We start from the raw sequence: 1,653 nt of genomic DNA, 5'->3' as shown, positions 1-1,653 counted from the left end.
CGCGGTACGGAACCAGCGCAGCGCCTCGGGCTCGGCGGCGCCGTAACCCTCGCCGTCGGCACGGGCCTCGACCACCGCCGGAAGCATCTGGTTCAGCTCGGCGAAGGCGTGGCACAGCGCGGTGTGCCGGTCGAAGTGGGCGCCGAAGCCGAAGGTGATGTCCTCGGCGGGCTTGTCGAGGCGCCGGGAGAGCGCGGCGACCACCGGGATGCCGAAGTCCGTGGTGAGGTCCAGGGCCCACACCTCGCGCCGCACGCCCCGGTGGGCGGCGCGCACTTCGGCCAGCCACGGGTCGTCGAAGGCGCCCAGGGCCACGGCGGGCTGCCGGGTGCGGTTGTACCACCACAGGGCGACCGCGTCCCGCTCCACGAGTTCCAGGAAGCCCCGTACGACGGCGTCGGCCAGGGTGCCGCCCGCCGCCGCGCCGTTGGAGTCCGCCCGGCAGCAGCGGTGGCCCGGGGGCTGCGGGGCGCCGTAGTACAGCAGCGCGGTGGGCAGCAGCCGGTGGCGCTCGGCGGTGAGCGACCACACCGGGGTCCAGTCCAGCTCCGCGCCCTCGTCGAACGGATCGTGGACGCGGTGGCGCGTGGGGAGGGCGGGGTCCAGGAACTGGCGCGGGTCGAAGAGCTGGACGGTGTCCGGGTGCACCGCGTCGTCCGGGCGCAGATCGCGGTAGCGGGCGCGCTGACGCGGCTCGTCCCCCTGGAAGTGGCCGCTGTAGTGCTCCAGGGCCTCGCACAGCGCGCTCGCCCGCGCCTGGTCGGCGGTGCGGCCCTTACCGTGGGCGGCCGCCCGCAGTCCGGCCCTTACGGCGTCCAGGCCGCTGTGGGGGCCCGCTCCGGCGTACGAAGGGTGGCGGGCGTGGAAGCAGTTGAGGACGGCGGGGCCGCGCGGATCGCGCCGGATCTCGGTGACCAGCCCGGTGACGGGGTCCACCAGATGTCCATAGCGCTCCATGATCCCGCGCGGGGAGGTGTCGGTGGCGTCGGTATCGGTCTCGGTCAGCGGCTCCCGTGGCGAGGGCAGCGACAGGGGCGCCCGTATGCGGGCCGTGACCAGCGCCGGATCGCCGCAGCCGGCGCACTGCGGGCGGCGGGAGAGCGGATGGCGGTCCACGGTGGCGGTGAGGCTGTCCAGGGTGCGCAGCTCCCGCTGGCCCGGGTGCCGGTACCCGGCCAGCCACTTGGCGGCCTCCAGGGCGGCGAGCTGGAGCGCGGCGGCGCGGCTCGCGGGCAGGGAGGCGGGCGGTCGCGGCACGGGTCCGGGGCGGCCGAGCCGGCGCTGGAGATACGCCTCGGCCTGCCGTCCGCGCCACAGCCGGTCGGCCAGACAGACCCAGCACGGATCGTCGGGGGCGCCGAGGAACGGGCCCAGCCACGCCTGGGTGCCCACTGGTTTGACGGGCAGCCAGCGACGGCCGGTGGCGCGGTGCGCGGCGTCCACGGCGGCGAGCCGGGGATCGAGGTAGTCATCGCACACCACAAGAGTGAGTTCTGCGGCGTCATGTTGACGGAAGGCGATTTGACATATCTCTCGCCGAGGGCTATTGGCCCCCGAGGCCGTCGGATCGCCGTCCGCCGCCTCCGCGTTCACGGACCTCGGGTCCGCCGCCTCGCCGTCCACGGTCCTCAGCCCCGCGACGCGCAGCGCCCG

Annotated in this window: 1 protein-coding gene; it reads right to left on the bottom strand. The window is 75.4% G+C overall.

What is annotated here, in order from left to right:
• Positions 1 to 1,479, bottom strand: a 1,479-nt coding sequence (locus tag GWI24_RS44140; protein ID WP_308344295.1) for a TOMM precursor leader peptide-binding protein, incomplete at its 3' end; no start/stop codon positions are given.
• Positions 1,480 to 1,653 lie beyond the last annotated feature (174 nt).

Source organism: Streptomyces sp. MK37H (assembly GCF_018035285.1).
Lineage (GTDB): Bacteria > Actinomycetota > Actinomycetes > Streptomycetales > Streptomycetaceae > Streptomyces > Streptomyces endocoffeicus.
This window is presented reverse-complemented; position numbering and strand designations above follow the sequence as displayed.